General features: G+C 71.4%; 18 protein-coding genes. 10 read left to right on the top strand and 8 right to left on the bottom strand.

Features of this window, described 5'->3' with window-relative positions:
* Positions 1–3: 3 nt before the first annotated feature.
* Positions 4–2319: a phosphoenolpyruvate synthase gene (ppsA, locus tag FHU38_RS13155; RefSeq protein ID WP_167170871.1), complete on the bottom strand. Its 2316-nt coding sequence runs from the start codon at positions 2317–2319 to the stop codon at positions 4–6.
* Between the two features lie 80 nt (positions 2320–2399).
* A complete protein-coding gene (locus FHU38_RS13150) occupies positions 2400–2819 on the bottom strand; it encodes an Hsp20/alpha crystallin family protein (protein ID WP_167170868.1) in 420 nt (139 codons plus the stop codon).
* 185 nt (positions 2820–3004) lie between these two features.
* On the opposite strand from FHU38_RS13150, the gene FHU38_RS13145 reads away from it, so the two are divergent.
* The gene (locus tag FHU38_RS13145) at positions 3005–3658 is read left to right on the top strand and encodes an Rv1733c family protein (protein WP_167170866.1); all 654 of its coding nucleotides are present in this window, start codon (positions 3005–3007) and stop codon (positions 3656–3658) included.
* 12 nt (positions 3659–3670) lie between these two features.
* Positions 3671–4231, top strand: coding sequence for a CBS domain-containing protein (locus FHU38_RS13140; protein ID WP_167170864.1), 561 nt, complete (start codon positions 3671–3673; stop codon positions 4229–4231).
* A gap of 95 nt (positions 4232–4326) precedes the next feature.
* Here the strand turns inward: FHU38_RS13140 and FHU38_RS13135 are convergent, their stop codons facing one another.
* Positions 4327–4935 carry a DoxX family membrane protein gene (locus FHU38_RS13135; RefSeq protein WP_167170861.1) on the bottom strand — a complete coding sequence of 203 codons (609 nt, stop codon included), beginning with the start codon at positions 4933–4935 and terminating at the stop codon, positions 4327–4329.
* A gap of 191 nt (positions 4936–5126) precedes the next feature.
* Here FHU38_RS13135 and FHU38_RS13130 point away from each other — a divergent pair, with 191 nt between their 5' ends.
* The 3 genes from FHU38_RS13130 (at position 5127) to FHU38_RS26970 (ending at position 7623) form a co-directional block, all read left to right on the top strand.
* Positions 5127–6158 (top strand): zinc-binding alcohol dehydrogenase family protein, encoded by a 1032-nt coding sequence (locus tag FHU38_RS13130; RefSeq protein WP_167170857.1) that lies wholly within the window; start codon positions 5127–5129, stop codon positions 6156–6158.
* A 67-nt stretch (positions 6159–6225) separates the two neighbouring features.
* A complete protein-coding gene (locus FHU38_RS13125) occupies positions 6226–7206 on the top strand; it encodes a DUF3048 domain-containing protein (RefSeq protein ID WP_167170854.1) in 981 nt (326 codons plus the stop codon).
* 132 nt (positions 7207–7338) lie between these two features.
* The gene (locus FHU38_RS26970) at positions 7339–7623 is read left to right on the top strand and encodes a hypothetical protein (RefSeq protein ID WP_208415662.1); all 285 of its coding nucleotides are present in this window, start codon (positions 7339–7341) and stop codon (positions 7621–7623) included.
* Between the two features lie 425 nt (positions 7624–8048).
* On the opposite strand, the gene FHU38_RS13115 is transcribed toward FHU38_RS26970, so the two are convergent.
* Both FHU38_RS13115 and FHU38_RS13110 read right to left on the bottom strand, forming a co-directional pair.
* Positions 8049–9494: a bifunctional aminoglycoside phosphotransferase/ATP-binding protein gene (locus tag FHU38_RS13115; RefSeq protein ID WP_167170851.1), complete on the bottom strand. Its 1446-nt coding sequence runs from the start codon at positions 9492–9494 to the stop codon at positions 8049–8051.
* Complete coding sequence (locus FHU38_RS13110) at positions 9494–10399, bottom strand: universal stress protein (RefSeq protein ID WP_167170848.1); 906 nt, start codon at positions 10397–10399, stop codon at positions 9494–9496. Before FHU38_RS13110 ends, FHU38_RS13115 begins: the two co-directional genes overlap by 1 nt.
* Positions 10400–10577: 178 nt before the next feature.
* Between FHU38_RS13110 and FHU38_RS13105 the strand changes: the two genes are divergently transcribed.
* Complete coding sequence (locus tag FHU38_RS13105) at positions 10578–11741, top strand: lycopene cyclase family protein (protein WP_167170845.1); 1164 nt, start codon at positions 10578–10580, stop codon at positions 11739–11741.
* Here FHU38_RS13105 and FHU38_RS13100 read toward each other — a convergent pair.
* Complete coding sequence (locus FHU38_RS13100; RefSeq protein WP_167170842.1) at positions 11677–12930, bottom strand: site-2 protease family protein; 1254 nt, start codon at positions 12928–12930, stop codon at positions 11677–11679. The two genes, FHU38_RS13105 and FHU38_RS13100, sit on opposite strands and share 65 nt — an antisense overlap.
* Before the next feature lies 1 nt (position 12931).
* Positions 12932–13939, bottom strand: a complete 1008-nt coding sequence (gene gap, locus FHU38_RS13095; RefSeq protein WP_167170839.1) for a type I glyceraldehyde-3-phosphate dehydrogenase — start codon at positions 13937–13939, stop codon at positions 12932–12934.
* A 130-nt stretch (positions 13940–14069) separates the two neighbouring features.
* Between gap and FHU38_RS13090 the strand changes: the two genes are divergently transcribed.
* The gene (locus FHU38_RS13090; protein ID WP_167170836.1) at positions 14070–16778 is read left to right on the top strand and encodes an HAD-IC family P-type ATPase; all 2709 of its coding nucleotides are present in this window, start codon (positions 14070–14072) and stop codon (positions 16776–16778) included.
* A 206-nt stretch (positions 16779–16984) separates the two neighbouring features.
* Here FHU38_RS13090 and FHU38_RS13085 read toward each other — a convergent pair whose 3' ends face one another.
* The gene (locus tag FHU38_RS13085; RefSeq protein ID WP_167170832.1) at positions 16985–17977 is read right to left on the bottom strand and encodes an Acg family FMN-binding oxidoreductase; all 993 of its coding nucleotides are present in this window, start codon (positions 17975–17977) and stop codon (positions 16985–16987) included.
* A gap of 134 nt (positions 17978–18111) precedes the next feature.
* On the opposite strand from FHU38_RS13085, the gene FHU38_RS13080 reads away from it, so the two are divergent.
* The 3 genes from FHU38_RS13080 to FHU38_RS13070 all read left to right on the top strand — a co-directional run bounded on the left by FHU38_RS13080 (position 18112) and on the right by FHU38_RS13070 (position 20584).
* A complete protein-coding gene (locus FHU38_RS13080) occupies positions 18112–19023 on the top strand; it encodes a universal stress protein (protein ID WP_167170829.1) in 912 nt (303 codons plus the stop codon).
* 68 nt (positions 19024–19091) lie between these two features.
* Positions 19092–19985 carry a universal stress protein gene (locus FHU38_RS13075; RefSeq protein WP_167170826.1) on the top strand — a complete coding sequence of 298 codons (894 nt, stop codon included), beginning with the start codon at positions 19092–19094 and terminating at the stop codon, positions 19983–19985.
* Positions 19985–20584: a CBS domain-containing protein gene (locus tag FHU38_RS13070; RefSeq protein WP_167170824.1), complete on the top strand. Its 600-nt coding sequence runs from the start codon at positions 19985–19987 to the stop codon at positions 20582–20584. The genes FHU38_RS13075 and FHU38_RS13070 overlap by 1 nt, the downstream gene beginning before the upstream one ends.
* The last annotated feature ends 36 nt before the right edge of the window (positions 20585–20620 follow it).

The following is a 20620-nucleotide window of genomic DNA, read 5'->3' as shown; positions in this document are numbered from 1 at the left end:
TCGCTACTCGCGCCTGGCGTCGGCCAGCAGCATCCGCCGCTCCGCCGACCCGATCGCGGCTCGCGCCGAGGTCACGCTGTCGGTGTTCACCGAGATGGACGTGATACCCAGCCGCACCAGGTGCTCGGCGAAGTCGGGGTTGGTCGAGGGTGCCTGCCCGCACAGCGACGAGGTGATGCCCGCGTCGTGACAGGCGTGCACGATCCGGGCGATCGCGTCGAGCACGGCGGGGTCGCTCTCGTCGAACAGCGGAGCGCACAGCCGGGAGTCCCGGTCCACGCCGAGCATGAGCTGGGTGAGGTCGTTGCTGCCGATCGAGACCCCGTCCACGCCCATGCGCGCGTACTCGCCGATCCAGTACGCCACCGACGGCACCTCGGCCATGATCCAGCGGTGCAGGCCGCGGTGCCGGCCGAGCGGGCTGGCGTCCACGAGTTCCAGGCAGGCCTCCAGTTCCCAGCGGGTGCGCACGAACGGCAACATCAGATGCAGGTTCGGCGTGCGTTCCCGCACCCTGGCCAACGCGGCCAGTTCCAGCCGGAACAGTTCGGGATCATCGACGTAGCGGTAGCAGCCGCGGTAGCCGATCATCGGGTTGCTCTCCACCGGTTCGAACCGCTCGCCGCCCTGCAGGCCGCGGAACTCGTTGGTGCGAAAGTCCGTCGTACGGTAGATCACCGGCCGGGGCGCGAACGCGGTGCTGATCTTCAGCAATGCCTGCGACATGGCCGCCACGAACGGCTCCGGTCCACGGTCGGCCAGGAACGCGCGGGGGTGCCTGCCCTGCAGCGCCTCGGTGAGCAGGAACTCCGCCCGAAGCAGGCCAACGCCGTCCACCGGCAGCGCCGCGGCCCGCTGCGCGGCATCCGGCATCGCGAGGTTGACGTACAGCCGGGTGCCGAGCGACTCGACGGCCGCCGCAGTGGGCGGTGGAGCCCACTCGGGCTGTGGCCGCGTCCGCGCCCGCTCGCCCGCGCTGACCGTGCCCGCCGAACCGTCCACCGTCACCAGTTGGCCGTCGGTGAGGTCGCGGGTGGCCGAATGGGTACCGACCACGCACGGGACGCCCAGCTCGCGGGCGACGATCGCCGCGTGGCAGGTCATCCCGCCCTGGTCGGTGACCAGCGCGCCGGCACGGCGAATGGTGGGCACCCAGTCGGGGTTGGTCATCTCCGCGACGAGGATCTCCCCGTCGCGCAGCTTCTTGCCTTCCGACGGGGCGGAGAGCACGCGCACCGCCCCGCCGCCGACGCCGGGGGCGGCCGCGAGGCCGGTCAGCAGCACGTCGCCGCCCTTGGCGCCGCCCGTGTCGCCGCCGGTGCGTCCCCGCGCTCGGGTGCGTTTCGGGCCCAGTGTCGTGATCGGTCTGGTCTGCACCAGCCAGATGTCGTCGCCGGATGCCGCCCACTCGATGTCCTGCGGGGTTGCGTAGTGCTCCTCCACCCGTATCCCGATCCGGGCCAGTTCCATCGCCTCCTCCGGCCGCAGCACGGCAGGCTGGTCCCCGTCGGGAAGCTCGACGCGCTTCTCGCCACCCGGAGTGCGAACGATCTCGTAGTTCTGGTGCCCCAGCCGGGTGCTGAGCAACTTGGCGTCCGGTTTGGACAGCAGGTAGGTGTCGGGTTCGACGGCTCCGCTGACCAGCACCTCGCCCTGGCCGAGCACGGCCTCCACCACCAGGGTGTCGCGATCGCGGGTCGAGGGATCGACGGTGAAGATCACGCCGGAGCGGTCGGTGGTGACCATTCGCTGGACCACCACGGCGATGATCGGCTCGTCGGTGATGCCCTGCTCCTGCCGGTAGGCCAGCGAGCGGGCACCGAACAGCGACTCCCAGCACGACAGCACCGCCGAAACGAGCGCGTCCGGCCCGGTCACGTTGGTGAAGGAACGGTTCATTCCCGCGAACGACGCTCCGGGGGAGTCCTCGGAGGTCGCCGAGGAGCGCACCGCGACGGTGACCCCACCGGCCTCACCGACCTCACCGGCAGCACCGGCTTCGACACTGCCTCCCAGTTCGTGGTAGGCCTGCCTGACCGCGGCTGCGACCTGTGGCGCCACCCCGGCCTTGCGCACCAGGGCCTGCAGCCGCTGCGAGGCGGCCTCCACGTCGTCGCCGATCTTGGCGACCAGTTCGCGCAGCTCGGCACGCACACCCCCGGCGTCCATCGAGTCACGGTAGGCCTGCGCGGTCACCACGAACCCTGGTGGCACGGGCATCGACGCGGAGGCGAGTTCGCCCAGGTTCGCGCCCTTGCCCCCGGCCAGCGTGGTGTCGCGCGCGGTCAGCTCGGTCAGCCAGGCGACGTGCCGTGCCATCGGTTTCTCCTGTGAAGCATGCGGGTGGCGGCCCGGATGCGGGCCGCCACCGAGTCGAGTGGGGTGGATATCGGGGTTGCTCAGTGCCGGACCGGGATCTGCTTGGCGCGCTCCTCGGTGCGGCCCAGCTCGACCGTCACCGTCAGGATGCCGTCGTCGTAGCTGGCCTCGATGGTGTCCTCCTTGGCGCCCTCGGGAAGCGCCACTGTGCGGCTGAACGAGCCGTACCGGAACTCCGAACGCCCCTTCTCCGCCTTCTCCTCCGAGCGGGTGGCCTCGATCGTCAGCAGGCCGTTCGACACCGTCAGGTTCAGGTCCTTGTCGACGTCGACGCCGGGCAGTTCGGCGCGCAGCAGGTAGCGGCCCTCCTCGACCTTGTCCTCCACCCGGATGGTGTGGAAGTCGAACGGGCGAAGCGCCCCGAAGGTCGGGAACATGTCCATCAGTTCTTGAAAGTCCGGCAGTAGCGAGTGGCTCTGGCGGCGTGCGGGCACAGTCATGTGGACCCCTTTCCTCCAACTGGTTCACGGTTCGGTTTGGTGCCTCCCATCGCACTCCGCGCCTGGTCGGGACGGGTAGGGCCGTCAGTAGGACCGGACCGGGACCAAAGACCCTCGCTACCGCGCCCGCGCGCGGGACAGGCTCGCGGGAAAGTCCGGTGCGGCGAGGAAGGGCGAGGAAGGCGGTGCCCGAACTGCTTGAGCTGAGCAGCCCGCAGGGCTCACAGCGCCCGCAGGGCCCGAAGCGGGGGCCGTGGCGGCACGTGCTGCCCGGCCCTGGACCGCTCGTGCGCCGTGTCGATCGGGTGGAGGGTGCGGCGTTCGCCGTCACGGTGCTGCTGGCGCTGCTGGCCGTGCCTGCGGCGGTGGCGGTGGGCGGTCGTGCCTACGCCCGCCAGGTCCGGCTCGCGCGGGAGCAGGCCGCTGATCGGCACCCGGTGACCGCCGTGGTGCTCGCCGACGCGACCCGCGCCCGCGTACCCGTCGTCGGCTCGCGCGTACGCGTGCCGGGCCGCTGGCGCACCCAGCAGGGGCAGCGGCGGCGCGGGCTCATCTCCGTCGCCGCGGGCACGAAGGCGGGCGCCGAGCGCGTCGTGTGGCTGGATCGTCGCGGCGAGATGGTGCCCTCGCCGGTGAGTACGCGGCGGGCAGGCGGGATCGCCGCGGCGGCGGGCATCGGTACCTGGTTGGCGGCGGCGGCCGGGCTCGCCGCCGGATACGGGTCGGTCAAGGCCGTGCTGGCGGGCTACCGGCTGCGCGCGTGGGGGCGCGCCTGGGAACGCGTCGCGGCCGAATGGGCTCGGCGGGAAGCCTCCGACGAGCCCCCGATGGAGGAGTGAGGAGCGATCGACATGCGCGTTTCCGAGATCATGAGCAGGCCCGTGGTGAACACCTCGCCGCAGGCGCTGCTCAAGGACGCTGTCGTGCTGCTGACCGAGGGCGGCTACGCCGGGCTGCCCGTGGTGGACGACGAGGAGCGGGTGGTCGGCATCGTCACCGAGGCGGACGCGCTGCGCGCCATGACGGGTGAGATCGGCACCGTGAAGGTCGCCGACGTGATGACCGCGCCGGTCGAGGTGGTCTCGCCCGTCAGTGACGTCACCGAGATCGCCCGCGTCATGCTGCGGGACGGGTTGCGCTCGGTGCCGGTGGTGGCGGAGGGAGTGCTGGTGGGGATCGTGAGCCGCAGGGACGTGCTGCGGCCGTTCGTGCGGCCTGACGACACCGTCGGCACCCACGTCCGCAAGGTGCTCACCGACTACGACGGCCACCGGGATCGCTGGCAGGTCGACGTCGAGGGTGGGGTGGTGACCGTAAGCGGCGACTTCAGCGATTCCGCGGAACGGCACGTGGTGAGCACACTCGTGCGTACGGTTCCCGGTGTGCTGAGCGTGGACCTGCGGACCCGGTGAGCCGGCGCTGAAACGGCGGTAAGGCACCGATGAGGCAGCGAGGCCCGCTCCCCACGACCTGGGTGAGGAACGGGCCCACGGGTGTCGCACGCCGGTCAGAGCAACCAGCGGTTGCGGTTGACCAGCGGCAGGTGCGCCCAGCGGCGGCCCAGCCCCCAGGTGTTACCCGCGTATACCGCGGCCAACACGATCAGCACCAGCGCGTAGACGATGTGGTAGTCCACAACGGGGTTGGTCGACATCGAAGGCTCACCGGAGGCGGTGACGCGGTCGAGCGGCCACTCCGCTGCCCACATCAGCAGCATCATCACCGTCCCGGCGAGCGCGGAAAGCCGCAGGCCGATGCCGAGCGTCACCACCACACCGATACCGGCAAGGCCCGCCATGAACAGCCAGTCCGCCCAGGCCGAACCGGCCCACGAGCGAAGCGTGGCGTCGAACGGGCCGACGTCGACGCCGCTGAGGAAGCCGCGGGTGGGCGAGCCACCGTTGATCCATGCCCGCTCCGCGCTCGTGGCGTAGCCGAAGCCGAAGATCTTGTCCAGAAACGCCCACAGGAACACGAAGCCGGTAGCGATGCGCAGGACCGCCGTGAGCTTGCCCGCGGTGGTCGTCATGACCGCCCCGTGCCGGGCCGCTGTCGCCGCGGCGTCGCGGCCGGGGATCCGCATCGACTCGATTCGCGGTTGGTCTTTCACGGACATGGTCCACTCCTGTTCGATTGTCTATTTTCGGGTTGCCTCGTCGAAAACGGCCGGATGGCCCAGCGAGGCTCCGGATCAGTGTCTCGACCCCCGCCCGTCCGGCGCCGGGGCCGAAAGGCCTCACCGGGCCGGGGCTATGGTCGCGGCGGTCGGTGTGTCCGAACCGGACACGGTTGGGGAGGAGCGAGCGGATGCGCGCATGGCGGGTGACGCGGCCGGGACCGATGCAGATCGGCCCGCACGGGCCGCTCATGTTCCACGAGGACGACCCGGTGCCGGAACCGAGCCGCGGTGAGTTGTTGCTGCGGGTGCTGGTATGCGGCGTGTGCCGTACCGACCTGCACGTGGCGGAGGGTGACCTGCCGGTGCACAAGCCGGACGTGGTGCCAGGTCACGAGGTCGTCGGCGAGGTGGTCGAGACCGGTGAGGGTATCGAGGGCGCGGGTGAGTCGTTCGCCGTCGGAGACCGGGTCGGCGTCGCGTGGCTACGCGGAACCTGCGGGCGGTGCCGCTTCTGCACCAGGGGTGGGGAGAACCTCTGCCCGTACTCCGCCTACACCGGATGGGACGCCGACGGCGGGTACGCCGAGTACACCACGGTGCCCGCCGACTACGCGCTGCCGCTGCCGCCTGGCTATTCCGACGCCGAGCTGGCCCCGCTGCTGTGCGCGGGCATCATCGGCTACCGGGCGCTGCGGCGCGCGCAGCTGCCACCCGGCGGCAGGCTTGGCATCTACGGCTTCGGGGCGAGCGCGCACCTGGCCGCGCAGGTCGCGCTGGCCGAGGGCGCGCGGTTGCACGTGCTGACCCGCAGCGCGAAGGCCAGGCAACTGGCCGCCGAACTCGGCGCGGCGACCACGCAGGGTGCGGCGGATCAGCCGCCGGAGCCGTTGGACTCGGCCATCCTGTTCGCGCCCGCGGGCGAGCTGGTGCCGCCCGCGCTGGCCGCGCTGGATCGGGGCGGCACCCTGTCGATCGCCGGGATTCACCTGTCGGACATCCCGCAGCTGAACTACCAGCGCCACCTGTTCCAGGAACGGCAGGTGCGTAGTGTCACCGCGAACACCCGCGCCGATGCGACCGAGTTCCTGCGGTTCGCGGGCAGCAACCGGCTGCGGGTCACCACCACCCCATACCCGCTGGGGCAGGCCGACCGCGCGCTCGTCGACCTGGCTGCCGACCGCGTGAACGGCGCCGCCGTACTCACGACGGGCACGGGCTAGGGGTCATTCGGACCTGCCGCCGAGGCCACGCCTCTGCTGTAGTGGTGCGGGCGAGGAGGTGGTTCGGGTGCGGGCGAAGGCCATCCGCAGGCTGCTGGCGGCCGTGGCGGTGTTCGTGGTGGTCGGTGCTGCCGTCGCGGCGCTGTTGCTGTTCGGCGGCGACGACGAGCGGCCTGCCGCGCCGCCACCCTCGCGGCCACCGTCGACGACGTCGGCGCCCAGCTCGACACCGCCGCCACGCGATCCGGTGCTGGTCGTCAAGATCGACAACGTGAGCGCCGCCCGCCCGCAGACCGGCCTGGCCGCGGCCGACGTCGTCTACGTTGAGCCGGTCGAGGGTGGACTCACCCGGCTCGCCGCGGTGTATTCCGGTCAGCTGCCTCCCGTGGCAGGCCCGGTGCGCAGCGCCCGCGAGACCGACGCGGAACTGCTCGCTCAGTACGGCCACCCGACGCTGGTCTTCTCAGGAGCGGCACCCGCGATCATGGACCTGTTGCGCGCGGCGCCGCTGACCGTCGTGACCGAGCTGTCACACCCAGGGGCGTACTACCGGGACCCGGGCAGGCCGCGCCCGCACAACCTCTACACCCGGCCCGCCGACCTCCCCGTGGGAACGGGAGCCGGCCCGAGCCGGGTGCTGCGGTTCGGGGTGGCCCCCGCGGGTGGCCGCGCGACGACCGAACACACGGTGTCCTACCGGGCGGCCTCCTACCACCTACGGTGGTCGGCCCAGCAGCGGAGGTGGCTGGTGTCGCTGGACGGTTCGTCGCTGATCTCCTCCGGCGCCGGGCAGGTCGGCGCGGCCACGGTCGTCATCCAGCAGGTGCGCGTCGAACCCGGTCGAGGAGTGCGCGACAGCACCGGATCGCTGTCTCCGTTCGCACGCACGGTCGGTACGGGCAAGGTGACCGTGCTGCGCGACGGCCTCGCCTTCGAGGGAACCTGGTCCAGGCCAACCGCGGCCGAGGGGACGCGGTTCACCACGAAGGACGGAGAGCCACTGCGGCTGGCGAAGGGACCGGTGTGGGTGCTGCTGGTCGGATCGTGACCCCCTACCCGTGGTCAAGGCGCGGCACCGGATGGTCGCGCCCCGCCGGGCTGCTGCACGAGCCGACGCTGCTCGTGCTCGACGAGTCCACCGTCGGGGTGGACCCGCAGAGCAGGCACGCGATCATGGACAGTGTCCGGGGCGTTCGGGGCCGCTGGCATGGCGGTCCGCTACACCACCCGTTACCTGGAGGAGGCCGAGCGGCTGCGCGACCGCGCCGGCATCATCGACCACGGCAGACTGATCGCCGAGGGCACCCGCAGTGAGCTGGTGTCGAAGCTGGGTGAGCGCGACCGGGTCGCGCTCACCGTGGACGGCGACGCCGCGGCGTTCGCCGCGAGTGCGGCCGGCTGCCGGGTGTGGAAGCAGTCGACACCACAGCCGACGCGGGGCGCGCGGCAGTGTCCCTTGTGGTGAGTCAGGGACGCTCGGCGCTGCCCGCGCTGCTGGAGGCGGCCGAACGCGGCGCGGTGACCGCGCGCTCGGTCGAGGTGATCGAGCCGGACCTCGAGGCCGTTTCCTGCACCTGACCGCAACGGCGCTCGCGAGTGAACCCGCCTGCACCACCGCTCATCGCGGGCAAGGACCTGCGCCAGCGGTTTCGGGACAGCCGCGCGGTGCGGCGGCCGAGGCCTCTGGTTCGATGTCGAGGACCTGGCAGGCGATCCACTCGCCGAGGTGGCCTGCGGTCATCGGCCGGTTGATCAGTGCCGCGAGCTCCGCGTCGATCGCGTGTTTCGTCGCCGCGGCAGCGCGAAGGACCCGCGCGAGCTGATCAGCCAGGTGGCGCCACGGCCCCGATTTCCCTTCCTTCGCCGGTGTGGCCGGGTTCTCATCGGCGCTCAGTCCACCAGCACCCGCAGCGCCTGCGCCAGCGACCGCGCAGGGGTGCCGGAGGTGTCGATGTCCGAGGCAGACGGCCACGAATCGACATCCCGCGACATCGCCGCCGCTATGCGCGGGTCGGCGTCGGAGACATCGCCGTGCCGCTCGCGCATCCGCTGGGCGGCCACCTCGGCGGGAGCCACGCAGCGAAGCGCCACCACCTCGCTGTGAGCCCGCGCGGCGGTACGCTCGGCCTCGGTGCGATCGTCGGCTCGTATCCACGACGCGTCCAGCACCACGGTTTCTCCCTCGGCCAGCAGTTCCGAGGCGCGGCGAAGCAACTCGCCGTAGGTGCGTTCGGTGTGCTCGGGCGCGTAGATACCGCGCTGGTACTCCGCGGCGGCGGATTCGCGCGGTGAGCGCCCGGCGAGTTCCTTGCGCAGCCGGTCGGTGGATAGCAGCACGGCGCCGAGCTCGTCGGCCACCAGCCCGGCCACGGTGGACTTGCCGGTGCCGGGAAGCCCACCGACCATGATCAGCCGGGGCCGCCCCGCCCGCAGGTGCCGCAGCGCGAGGTCGGCGTACTCACGCGCGGTGCGACGGGACGCGGCATCGCCCTGGGTGGCGCGCAGGCACGCCACCTTGGCTCGCACGAAGGCCCGGTAGGCGATGTAGTGGTGCCGCAGCGAGGCAGGCGCCGGGTCGGCGGCGAACTCGGCGTAGCGGTCGAGCAACCGCCGCGCGGACTCCGTGGCACCGAGCCGCTCCAGATCCATCGCCAGGAACGCGATGTCGTCGAGACCGTCCAGCCAGCGGAGCCGGTCGTCGAACTCAAGGCAGTCGAGCACCCTCGGGCCGTCGTCGAGACAGAACACGTCGTCGGTCAGCAGGTCCCCGTGGCCGTCGAGCACCCGCCCCGCCGCGATCCGTCGCCGGAACATGGGTTCGCGCCCGGCCAGGAAGTCCAGCGTGAGCCGCTCGATCTCCGCGGTAAGGTCGCCGTCGAGCACACCGACCTGGCGCACCTGGTCGAAACTGTCGCACCAGCGTTGCCTGATGGCGTCGCGGCCGCCCTCGGCGGAGATCTCCTCGCCGCGAGCCGCCGTGCTGTGGAAGGCGGCGATCATCCTCGCCAGCCGGTCGACCACCTCGGAGACGTCCTCGCCCTCCTTGACCAGTGTGGACAGTCGGCGGTCCTCAGGCATCCTGCGCATCACTACCAGGTAGTCCGCGGGACCGCCGTCGACATCGGACACCTCGGAAACACCGAGGTAGACGTCAGGGGAAAGCCTGCGGTTCAGCTCGACCTCCCTGCGGCACGCGGCGAGCCGCCGCTGCGGCGTGCTGAAGTCCACGAACTCCAGATTCACGGGCTTCTTCAGCTTGTACGCGCGCTCACCCACGAGGAACACCACACCGATGTGGGTCTCGTGCACAGCGGCGAACTCGTCGAACGCCGACATCACTTACCTTCACGCTCAGGGCGGGCGACCATGACAGGGCACTCGGCGTGGTGGATCAGCGCCTGGCTGGTGGAACCGAGCAGCATTCCGGTGAAACCACCGCGACCGCGGCTGCCCACGACAACGAGCTGGGCCCTGCGGCTCCACTCCAGCAGTTCGTGCCTCGGCTTGTCCTTCTCGATCACTCGCCGCACCGGCACGTCGGGGTACTTCTCCTGCCAGCCCGCGAGCCGCTCGGCGAGCCGCCGCTGTTCGACGTCCTTCATGGGCTCCCAGTCGAAGTACATGCGGGCCTCGCTGAAGACGTCGGTGTCGGTGTCGCTCCAGGTGTGCACGGCAACCAGCTCCACCCGGCGGAAACTCGCCTCGTCGAAGGCGTAGCCGATGGCGCGCTCGCTGAGCGGGCTTCCGTCGATCCCGACCACCACCGGCCGCCGGTCGTCGGCGGCCACCTCGGCGTAGTCACTGCGCACCGACACGACAGGGCAATCGCCGTGCGCGACCAGCGCGAGCGTGGTGGAGCCGACCAGCGTAGCGGTGAGCCCGGTCCGTCCCGAGGAACCGAGCACGATCATTGCCGCGTCGGACGAGGCACGCAGCAGGAACGGGATGGGGGGATCGGTCTCGAACCGCGGGTGGATGTCGATGTCACCGGCCTGCCTGGCGATGTCCCTCGCGGCGCGCAGCGTCTCCCAGCTCTGCCTGCGCAGCTCCTCCTTGAACGACTCCGGCGGCGGCACCGTGGAACCGACGTAGAGGTCGGGAAAGCCCGCCGCGTGCACCAACTGGAGCGGAACGTGGTGCTTGGCGGCGGTGTTCGCCGCCCAGCGCACCGCCCGCAGCGACGCCTCGGTGCTGTCGACACCGACCACGATCGCGCCCACGTCATGGTTGGGCGTGTTCATGCCGAACTCCCCTCAGTGTGTGTTGTTGTCGTGTGTGTTGTTGTCGAACCCGACGGTAGGCCCGGCGTCGCCGGTACGCAGCGGCCGGAAGTCCCCGGCTCGCCGGGACTTCCGCCGAAGTCGGGACTCGCGGCGGGCCGCCTGGCGAGCGGGCCGGTTGGCTGGTTGCCTTGCGGGCATGACCATCGTGATCGCCGGTGCCGGGTTGAGCGGGCTCACCCTGGCCGCGCATCTCACCCGGCGACCGCCGCGATGCGAGGTGCTGATCGTCGACGACGGCGGCAAGGACATCACCGCCGCCGGGTGGGGCTCGTGGTCCGACCGGCCCGGACTGCTCGACACCGCCGCGCGGCACCACTGGGACCGGGTCCACGTGCACGCCCTCGGCCGGTCGCGGCTGCTCGACCTGGGCGCCTACCGCTACCGCTACGTGCGCGGCGCGGACCTCGCGGCCACGGTGACACCGATGCTCGAATCCGCGCCGGGGTTTCGCCGGGTACGCGGCCACGTCGACGACATTGTCGAGGCAGGAGTCGAGGCAGGAGTCGGGACGGGCGGTGCCGCCCGCGTGGTCGTCGACGGTGAGCCGACCGAGGCGAGGTGGGTGTTCGACAGCGTGCTCGGCCCTTCCGACCCACCCCCTGCCGACGCCGTGCTGGTGTTTCGCGGCTGGCACCTGGAGACCGAGGCCGAGGTGTTCGACCCCCGCGTGCCGACGCTGTTCGATTTCCGCACACCGCGGTCGGTCGGGGCGAGCTTCGTGTACGTGTTGCCGTTCGGCGGCAGGCATGCCCTGGTGGAGCACACCACGTTCGCCGCGCCCGCGGTCGCCTGCGTGGCAGCCGACAGCGACACTCAGCGGGCGGCGCTGGCGGAGTACCTGGACACGGTGTTGCGGGTGGGGCGCTACCGCGTCGAGCGTGAGGAGGCCGCCGCGCTGCCGCTGTCGGCCCAGCCGGTGCGGCGCCGCCGAGGCCACGTGCTCGCCATCGGCACCGCGGCCGGGTTGCTCAAACCCAGCACCGGATACGCCTACGAGCGCATCCAACGCGACAGCGTCGCCATCGCGGACTCGCTCGCCGAGCACGGGCACCCGTTCGCGGTCGCCGAACCGAGCCGGCGGCACCGCCTGCTCGACGGCGCGCTGCTCGACGTGATCACCGCACGCCCCTCGGAGCTGGAACGTGCCTTCGCAAGGCTGTTCGACCGGTCCAGTGCCGAGCCGGTGCTGCGCTTCCTCGACGAACGCACCTCGGTGCGGGAGGAGGCGGCGTTGTTCACCGCGCTCCCTGCCGTCGAGTACGCGCGTGCCGCGGCTGGCCGTTGGCGGCGGAACCGGTAGCCGGGTCGCTCGCGCGGCCGGTGTCGCCGGACCGCGTGGCCGCGTCCTCACGCAACGCGGCCAGCTCGACGGTCCTGCCAAGGTCGTCGGCGCTCACCACCCCGGCCAGCCCCGTCTTCTCCGAGTTGTTGGCGTACTCGGTGACCAGCACCAGATCCCGGCCCGCGCGCAGTGGCGTGTTCGCCAGCACCTCCTCCACCGGTGTGTCGGCCGGCACGATCGGCACGGCAGGCGGGGTACGGCACACATCCGCCACGCGGCGTGTGATGCGCTCGTCGCCGGACAACCGCGCCAGCTCGGCAAGGCTCACCACGCCGAGCGGCACGCCTTCGAAGGAGACGACGGGGAAAACCCGGTGCCTGCTGCGGTCCGCGGTGCGCTCGAGGAACGACTCGACTGTCCACCAACCGGGAGCCACCTCTGGGTGGCGTGTCATCACCTCGCGTACCGGCATCCCACCGAGGCGCTGGTGCAGCTGCGAATGCCTGAGTTCCGCCGCCGCGGCACCGATGAGGAACCAGCCGATGAGTGCCAGCCACAGCCCGCTGAACTGACCGAAACCGAGAACCTCGACGAACCCGGCGACCAGCAGCAGGGCGCCGAGCACCTGGCCCGCCCTGGCGGCGGCCCTGGCGGCACGCTGCCGGTCACCGGTGCGCTTCCACACCGCCGACCGCACCAGCCTGCCGCCATCCAGCGGCGCGCCAGGCAGCAGGTTGAACACCGCGATCACCACGTTGGTCAGGCCCAGCCACAGCAGCGCGGCGAACGCCAGCGGCGGCACCAGGTCCTGGACCAGCGCGGCCAGTCCCCAGCACACGCCGCCGATCAGCAGGCTGGTGGCGGGACCGGCGAAGGCGATGAGGAAGTCCGCGCGCGGGTGCGGCGGCTCCTTCTCCAACTCGGCGGCGCCACCCAGCATCCACAAGGTGATGCGTTTGGTCGGCACCCCGTAGTGCCTCGCGGTGATCGCGTGCGACACCTCGTGTGCCAGCAGCGACGCCATGAACAGCACGGAGGTGGCGATCCCGGTGAACCAGTACCAGCCGCCCGCGCGCCCCGGCACGGCGGTGGGTAGCAGCGAGGTCGCCAGCAGGTAGGCGATGAGCCCGACGATGATGAGCACGGACCAGTGCGCGCCGATGCGCACACCACGGATACGGCCGAGCGGAACAGTCGCTGTGAACATGTCAGCCCACCGGGTCGATCAGGTCGGCGAGTTCAAGCATCCGGTTGGAGTAGCCCCATTCGTTGTCGTACCAGCCGAACACCTTCACCAGGTTGTCGTTGGTGGTGGTGAGGCTCGCGTCGAAAACGCACGAGGCCGACTCGCCAACGACGTCACGAGAGACGATCGGCGCTTCGGTGTAGCGCAGGATGCGGCGAAGGTGGCCGGATGCCGCGTCGGAGAACGCCCGGTTCACCTGGCCGACGGTCACCGGCGACTCGACCTCGACGGTCAGGTCGGCCAGCGAGCCCACCTCAACCGGCACCCGTACCGCCGCCGCGCCGAGCACGCCGTCCAACTGCGGCAGCACCTCACCGATCGACTTCGCGGCGCCCGTGGTGGTCGGCAGGATGTTCACCGCAGCCGACCTGGCACGGCGCAGGTCGGCGTGCGGCTGGTCGAGCAGTGACTGGTCGTTGGTGTAGCCGTGGATGGAGGTCAGCAGGCCGCGCCGGACGCCGAAAGCGCGGTGCAGCACCAGCAACATCGGCGCCACGCAGTTCGTGGTACCCGACGCGCCCGAGATGACGTCGTGCCTGGCCGGGTCGTAGCCGTCGTCGTTGACCCCCATCACGATGGTGGCGTCGACGTCGATACCGGGCGCGGACACGATCACCTTGCTGGCTCCGGCGTCCAGGTGTGCCGCCGCCTCCTTCCTGCCCCGGAACCGGCCGGTGGCCTCGATCACCACGTCGGCACCGAAGGGCCGCCAGTCGAGGTCGGCGGGATGCGGGATGCGGGACACGTGGATGCGGTGGTCACCGACGACGATCGACTGGCCACGCACCCGCACGGGTCGTCCCAGCCTGCCGTGTGTCGAGTCGTACTCGAGCAGGTAGGCGAGGGTGCGCGCGTCCGCGATGTCGTTCACCGCCACCACTTCGACGCTGTCGTCGGCCCGCGCGAGCGCGCAGCGCGCGATATCGCGGCCGATGCGGCCGAATCCGTTGATGCCGAGGAACACGGTCATGGGCGCCCTCCCGTCGGGTCAGTTTTGATGCTGCGTGCAACGCCGGGTGGCCCGACAGGGCCGAACGGCCCCCCACCGGGTGACGAACGGATGCTTTGCGGTGGCGCGGTTGTTCGGCTGAACTGAACGGGTGCCCACCACCGCGCGAGCCGAGCAGTCGAATTCGCACCACGACCTCCCGATTCACGAGTCGGTCCTGCTGCTGCAGACCGACCCCGAACGCGGGCTCGGCGAGCACGAGGCGCGCGAGCGAGAAACCACCTTCGGGCCCAACGCGTTGCCGCAGACCCGTCCGACGGGCCCGCTGCTGCGGTTGCTGCGCCAGCTTCACCACCCGCTGATCTACGTGCTACTGGTCGCGGGCGCGGTGACGCTGCTGCTCGGCGAGCACGTCGACTCTGCGGTGATCTTCGGCGTGGTGTTCGTGAACATGATCGTCGGCTTCGTCCAGGAGTCCAGGGCCGAGGCGGCGCTCGACGCGCTGCGGGCGATGGTGCGCACGGAGGCGAAGGTGGTGCGGGACGGCGTGAGCCGCACCGTGCCCTCCGAGCGACTGGTTCCCGGTGATCTCGTGCTCGTGGAGGCGGGCGACCGGGTGCCCGCCGACCTGCGGCTGGTGCGGCTTTCGGAGCTCGCCGCGGACGAGTCGGCGCTCACCGGCGAGTCCGAGCCGGTGGTCAAGGACGAGGTGGTGCTGCCGCCCGCCACCCCGGTCGCGGACCGGCGCAACATGCTGCACTCCGGCACGCTCGTGACCAGCGGCAGCGGGGCGGGCATAGCCGTGGCCACCGGCGCGGAGACCGAACTCGGGGAGATCCACCGGCTGGTCGGCACCGCCGAGGTGCTGCAGACACCGCTGACGCGCAAGCTCGCCTGGTTCAGCAAGGTGCTCACCGTCGTGATCCTGTTCCTCGCGGCCATCACCTTCGCCATCGGAGTGGTGCGCGGCGAGAGCGGCGTCGAGATGTTCACGGCCGCCGTCGCGCTCGCCGTCGGTGCGATCCCGGAGGGGCTGCCCGCCGCGGTGACCATCACCCTGGCGATCGGGGTGTCGCGGATGGCCAGGCGCAGGGTCGTGATCCGCAGGCTGCCCGCGGTGGAGACGCTCGGCAGCACCACGGTGATCTGTTCGGACAAGACCGGCACTCTCACCGAGAACCAGATGACGGTCTCTCGGGTGTGGACGCCGCAGGGCGGCTACGAGATCACCGGTGCGGGCTACTCGGCGCGCGGCGACATCGTCGACAGCGCGGGCGAGGTGCTGCGGCCCGACACCATGCCGTCGGCGCTGCGGTGGACGTTGCTGGCCGGAGCCAGCTGCAACGACGCCGCGCTCCACCACGACGCGGACACCACGACCGTTGTCGGCGACCCGACCGAGGCCGCGATGCTCGTCGCCGCCCGCAAGGCGGGCCTCGTCGACGTGCCACCGAGGACGGACACCATCCCGTTCAGCTCGCAACGGCAGTACATGGCCACGTTGCACACGCCAGAACCGACCCGGCCGAACCAGCACGGTCATGTCGTGTTCGTCAAGGGCGCGGTGGAGCGGGTGCTCGCGCTCTGCGGCGCCGAACTCGGCCCGACCGGCCCGCGGCCGCTGGAGCAGGCCGCCGCGCTACGAGCGGCGGAAAACCTTGCCTCGCAAGGGCTTCGGGTACTGGCGACCGCGGTGGCCGAGGACGTGCCTGCCGAGCGTTTCAGTGAGGAGGCGCTCGCGGGATCACTGGTGTTCACCGGGCTGCAAGCCATGTTCGACCCGCCGCGCCCCGCGGCGGCGTCCGCGGTCCGCTCGTGCCGCGAGGCGGGCATCGCCGTCAAGATGATCACCGGTGACCACGCGGCCACGGCCACCGCCATCGCCGGCCGCATCGACCTGCTCGACGGCTCCGCCGACGGCAAGGTGCTCACCGGCGCCGAGCTGGCCGAGATCAGCGAGGAGCGGCTGCCGGATGCGGTGCGCGAGGCGTCGGTGTTCGCTCGGGTGTCGCCGGAGCAGAAGCTGCGCCTGGTGGAGGCCATGCAGTCGCGCAGTGAGGTCGTCGCCATGACCGGCGACGGCGTCAACGACGCGCCCGCACTGCGCCAGGCCGACATCGGTGTCGCGATGGGCCGTGGCGGCACGGAGGTCGCCAAGGAAGCTGGCGACATGGTGCTGACCGACGACGACTTCGCCACCATCGAGGCCGCCGTCGAGGAGGGCCGCGGTGTCTTCGACAACCTCACCAAGTTCATCGTGTGGACGTTGCCGACGAATATGGCCGAAGGTCTGGTCATTCTCGTGGCGATCTTCGTGGGCACGGCGTTGCCGATCCTGCCGACCCAGATCCTGTGGATCAACATGACGACGGCGGTCGCGCTCGGCCTGATGCTGGCGTTCGAGCCGAAGGAACGTGGGATCATGCGGCGGCCGCCCCGCGACCCTCGTAGACCGCTGCTGACCGGCGGGCTGGTCGCGCGCGTCCTGCTCGTGTCCGCTCTGCTGGTCGGCGGGTCGTGGTGGATGTTCCAGTGGGAACTGGCCATCGGGGCAGGCCTGCCCGAGGCGCGCACCGTCGCGCTCAACCTGTTCGTGGCCGTGGAACTGTTCTACCTGTTCAGCTGCCGGTCGCTGACCCGCTCGGTGTGGCGGATCGGCTGGTTCAGCAACAAGTGGGTGCTCGGCGGGGTGACCTTCCAGATCATGGGGCAGGCAGCGCTCACCTACCTGCCGGTGATGCAGGGCCTCTTCGACACCGCCCCGATCGGGCTGGAAAGCTGGCTGCGCATCCTCGGGGTGGCCGCGCTGGCGTCTGTGGTGGTCGGCGTGCACAAGCGCCTGTTCCCCCAGGTGCTCTGAACCCCGCGAGTCCCCCGTTCCTGCCCGCGAGTCCCCCGTTCCTGCCTGCGAGTTCCGCGTTCTTGCCCGCGAGTCCTCCGTTTCCGCTTGGCAAGGCGCCCGGCCGGCCTGAACCCTTGGACGCAGAACTCGCCGTACGGAATGCAGAACTCGCGGGCGAGAGTGGGGGACTCGCGGGCGAGAGTGGGGGACTCGCGGAGGAAGGTTCAGTCGGCGAGGCCGTGGACCACTTCGGACAGTGGTCGGCGCGGGGTAGCGGCCAGCGGGTCGGCGTTCACCGCGGCCCAACCCACGCGCAGGATCAGCTGCGGATATGCGCCGTCTCCCAGCACTTCCGAGCGCACGGTGTCGCGCGTCGAGCCGATCTCCAGCGGCTCGGAGAGCGGGCAGTTCGCCAGCCCCGCGTGCGTGGCCGCGAGCAGTACCTCGCTCATCGCCTCGCCCGCCCGAAACTGTGACATGGCGTCGTCGGACGCGGTCGCCAACATCAGCAGCACCGAGGCGTCCGGTTCGGCGAACGAGCCTTCCGGTTGCGGCAACCGCGGATCGCGGAACCGGCGTGGGTCCGGCTCGCCGGGCACGTGCACCGGTGCCACGGTGCTGCGCGCGGGCACGCCCTGGGTGTCCTCGTCGCGGCCGGTCCACCGGGCCAGCTCGACCTGGTAGGCGGGATCGTTGTCATGCAACCGCGCGGCCTCGCCGATCGCCTCGATCAGCTGGTACCTGGCCACCGGGTCGGTCACGGCGATCAGCACGGCGCCCTCGGCGGCCGCGTGCTCGGCGAGCGTAGCGATCCGCGAAGGCGGAACCTCCCACGAACTGAACCGCCTGCGGTCGGTGCGCCTGCGCGGAATCGCCGAGGCCAGTGAGATCTCGTCGAACGTGGGTTCGTGCCTGGTCAGCTCCACGGCCGCCAGGCGCTCCGGCTCGGCCGGATTGGGCATCCGGTGCACGCGGCTGTGCCAGCCAAGCGCGGCGAAGCCGACCCGCAGGTGGTGCAGAGCGGCGCCACAGCTGAGCAGCAGATCCCTGCCCTCGGGGTCGATCGCGGGCAGTCGCAGCTCCCGATCGGCGTACAGGTGCACCGTCCGGTCGCCTACCTTCCACTGCCACGGCTGTGAGTTGTGCACCGACGGTGCCCTCGTGGCCAGCGCCAACGCGGCGCGCACGGTGTCGTCGTCAGGGAGTCCTTGCCTCATGACGGTTACGATCACGGGAGCTCGCGCGCACACGGAAGGGCTGGAATACCTGGCGACGAAGGGCTTTCGGCCCACGCGGTCGGCCCGCGCCGGACGCCACGATGAGGTGGCCGAACCGCCAGGAGGAGGAGACGATGACCCCCACCGGCAACGCCCCCATTCTGGCCGGAGTGGACGGTTCCGAATCGGCGCTGCGGGCCGTTGAGTGGGCCGCCAGGGCAGCCGCGACGCGGGGCTGCCCGCTTTCGTTGCTCGCGGCGATGCCCGTGCCCGCCGCATACGGGGCAGGCGTCGGCCTGCCGCAGTCCTACTTCGACGAGCTGGAGGCGGAGGGACACCGCAGGCTCGCCGAGGCCGAGGAGGCGGCCAAGCGGGCGGCGGGTGCCGAGCTGCCCGAGCTCGCCGTCGCCACCGAACTCCGCATGGGCAGCGCCGTACCGGCCCTGCTGGAGCGTGCCGGTTCGGTGCGGATGCTGGTGTTGGGCACGCGCGGGCTCGGTGAGCTGACCGGGACGTTCGTCGGCTCGGTGACGCTCGCGCTCGTGCCGCACGCGCCGTGCCCCGTGGCCGTGGTCCGTGGCAGGCTGCCCGGCGACCCGCCACCCACCGAAGGTGCGGTCGTCGTGGGCGTCGACGGCTCACCGGTCAGCGAACTGGCACTCGCGACCGCCTTCGAGGAGGCGGCGCTGCGCGAAACCGCGCTCGTCGCGGTCCATGTTTTCAGCGATGCGGCCCTGCCCGGCGCGTTCGGGCTGCCGTCGGCCGACCTGCCCTGGAACGACATCCAGACCTCGCAGCGGGCGGTGCTCGCCGAGCGGCTCGCAGGCTGGCAGGAGCGGTATCCGGAGGTGGAGGTCCACCGCGTTGTGGAGCGTGACCGCCCGGTGCGCAGCCTGCTGCGGCACGCCGACCAGGCCAGCTTGCTGGTCGTGGGCAGCAGGGGCAGGGGCGGCTTCAGCGGGATGCTGCTCGGCTCGACGAGCAACGCGCTCCTGCACACGGCACCCTGCCCGCTGCTGGTCGTGCGAGGCAGGCAGAACACCTGAGGCCACAGCCCGCGTTCGCCGAGCCCCGGCCGCGCGGGAAACACCAGTAACGAGAGGGAGACAAACCGATGACCAAGATCGTGGCGGCCGTGGACGGTTCCGCGTCAGCACTCAACGCGGCGGTGTGGGCTGCAGCGGAGGCCGAACACCGCGGGGACACGCTGCGGCTGGTCCACACCTACGCCGTCCCCGAGCGCGGCTACCCGGGATTCCTGGCGACCTTCCCCGAGATCCGCGAGGGCATGCGGCACCAGGGCGGGCAGTGGCTGCGGGAGGCCGAGTCGGCGGTACGCGAGGCAGCGCCGGGCGTGCGGGTGGAAACCGAGCTCGTCGAGGGCGAGACCGTGGGCGCGTTGCTCGCGGAGTCGCGGCAGGCACGCATGATGGTGCTCGGTTCCCGCGGCCTGGGTGGCTTCACCGGCATGCTCGTCGGCTCGGTGGCGGTCGCGCTGGCCACGCACGGGATCTCTCCCGTCGTGGTGGTCCGAGGCAAGCGACCGGAGGACCCGCCGCCCACCGAGGGGCCGGTGGTGGTCGGCCTCGACGGTTCCGCCGACAGCGATGCCGCGCTCACCTTCGCCTTCGAGGCCGCCTCGGCAAGGGGTGTGCCGCTGGTTGCCGTGCACACCTGGACTGACGTCACCTTCGACGGCGCCGTGCGCACGCTGTCCCTCTCGGCCGATCCGGCCGAGGTCGGCAAGGAGGAACAGGCGCTGCTGGAGCAGCAGCTGGGCCCGGTGCGGGAGAAGTTCCCCGACGTGGCGGTGGAGCCGGTCGTGGTCAGGGGCAGGCCGGTGCGCACCCTGCTCGAGCGGGGTGAGCAGGCCCAGTTGATCGTGGTCGGAAGCAGGGGCAGGGGCGGCTTCAAGGGCATGCTGCTCGGTTCGACGAGCCAGGCGCTGGTCATCCACGCGCCGTGCCCCGTCGCCGTGGTGCGGCCGACCGAGCCGGGGACCAGTTGATGCTGGCCAGGCAGATCATGAGCAGCCCGGTCGTCACCGTCACGCCGGAGACACCCGTGAAGCGGGCGGCCGGGCTGCTCACCGAGCACGGCTTCACGGCCCTGCCGGTGGTGGACACGCGGCAGCGGCTGGTCGGCATCGTCACCGAGGCCGACCTGGTGCGCGACCGGGTACCCGGCGACGCCCGGTCTCGCGGTGCCCCGGCACCGCAGCCCCCTTCGACCGTCGGTGCGGTCATGTCCACACCGGCGGTGTCCATGGACGGCCATGCCGACCTCTCGAAACTGGTGGCCGCGCTGCTGGACGAGGGGTTCAGGGCGATGCCCATCGTCGAGGGGAAGCGGCTGGTCGGCATCGTCACCCGCCGCGACGTGGTGCGGGCACTGTCGCGCGACGACACCGCGATCGCAAGGGACGTCCGGCGCAGGCTGATGATCTACGGTGGCCCGGACCGCTGGACCGTCGAGGTCGACGACGGTGTGGTGACCATCGTGGACGAGTACGACGACCCCACCGACCGGCATGTGGCGACACTCCTGGCGGAGTCGGTCCCCGGGGTTGTGCGTGCCGACACCCGCTACCGCGAGGGCGCCGAGTAGCCGGGCGGTAGGTGTAGTGGTGCCCGGCGGGCCAGC

Source organism: Saccharomonospora amisosensis (genome assembly GCF_011761185.1).
GTDB lineage: Bacteria > Actinomycetota > Actinomycetes > Mycobacteriales > Pseudonocardiaceae > Saccharomonospora_A > Saccharomonospora_A amisosensis.
The sequence above is the reverse complement of the archived record's forward strand: the minus strand, read 5'-3'. Positions and strand labels throughout refer to the sequence as shown.

Bases quoted from the DNA above. Each gene is read 5' to 3' on its own strand.
- ppsA (WP_167170871.1), bottom strand. From the start codon at position 2,319: ATGGCACGGCACGTCGCCTGGCTGACCGAGCTGACCGCGCGCGACACC.
- FHU38_RS13150 (WP_167170868.1), bottom strand. From the start codon at position 2,819: ATGACTGTGCCCGCACGCCGCCAGAGCCACTCGCTACTGCCGGACTTT.
- FHU38_RS13140 (WP_167170864.1), top strand. From the start codon at position 3,671: ATGCGCGTTTCCGAGATCATGAGCAGGCCCGTGGTGAACACCTCGCCG.
- FHU38_RS13135 (WP_167170861.1), bottom strand. From the start codon at position 4,935: ATGTCCGTGAAAGACCAACCGCGAATCGAGTCGATGCGGATCCCCGGC.
- FHU38_RS13130 (WP_167170857.1), top strand. From the start codon at position 5,127: ATGCGCGCATGGCGGGTGACGCGGCCGGGACCGATGCAGATCGGCCCG.
- FHU38_RS13115 (WP_167170851.1), bottom strand. From the start codon at position 9,494: ATGTCGGCGTTCGACGAGTTCGCCGCTGTGCACGAGACCCACATCGGT.
- FHU38_RS13110 (WP_167170848.1), bottom strand. From the start codon at position 10,399: ATGAACACGCCCAACCATGACGTGGGCGCGATCGTGGTCGGTGTCGAC.
- FHU38_RS13105 (WP_167170845.1), top strand. From the start codon at position 10,578: ATGACCATCGTGATCGCCGGTGCCGGGTTGAGCGGGCTCACCCTGGCC.
- FHU38_RS13100 (WP_167170842.1), bottom strand. From the start codon at position 12,930: ATGTTCACAGCGACTGTTCCGCTCGGCCGTATCCGTGGTGTGCGCATC.
- gap (WP_167170839.1), bottom strand. From the start codon at position 13,939: ATGACCGTGTTCCTCGGCATCAACGGATTCGGCCGCATCGGCCGCGAT.
- FHU38_RS13085 (WP_167170832.1), bottom strand. From the start codon at position 17,977: ATGAGGCAAGGACTCCCTGACGACGACACCGTGCGCGCCGCGTTGGCG.
- FHU38_RS13080 (WP_167170829.1), top strand. From the start codon at position 18,112: ATGACCCCCACCGGCAACGCCCCCATTCTGGCCGGAGTGGACGGTTCC.
- FHU38_RS13075 (WP_167170826.1), top strand. From the start codon at position 19,092: ATGACCAAGATCGTGGCGGCCGTGGACGGTTCCGCGTCAGCACTCAAC.
- FHU38_RS13070 (WP_167170824.1), top strand. From the start codon at position 19,985: ATGCTGGCCAGGCAGATCATGAGCAGCCCGGTCGTCACCGTCACGCCG.